The sequence below is a fragment of the Vibrio sp. 10N.222.52.B7 genome (genome assembly GCF_041474275.1).
Lineage (GTDB): Bacteria > Pseudomonadota > Gammaproteobacteria > Enterobacterales > Vibrionaceae > Vibrio > Vibrio crassostreae_C.
Genome location: NZ_JBFRTU010000538.1, coordinates 1 through 285, shown reverse-complemented (window position 1 = coordinate 285; position 285 = coordinate 1). Strand labels below are relative to the sequence as shown.

Genomic DNA, 285 nt, shown 5'->3' with positions numbered 1-285 from the left:
CATGCATACTTTTGATACAGGTTTCTACTTTAGTGCGGAGGCTGCTCAGATACATAATGATGGTTACTTTGCCGGTAATGATTCAAACGATGAAGATAAAAATGGTCTAAAAGCAGCCGCTCAAGAATTTGAAGCAACTTACAAATTCCAAATTAATGAACAGTGGTATTGGGCCCCTGGTCTGGTGACGGTCACCGCTCCAAATTGGACGGAATATCGCCCATATCTAAAGTTGGGAACAAGCTTCGAAAATGGCGTGTCTTTAACTGGTCGTTACCGTTACAA

At 42.1% G+C, this 285-nt stretch carries 1 protein-coding gene; it reads left to right on the top strand.

Annotated elements, in window-relative coordinates:
- Positions 1-285: oligogalacturonate-specific porin KdgM family protein (locus AB4512_RS24080; RefSeq protein WP_372176011.1), on the top strand; the 285-nt coding region annotated here is incomplete at both ends.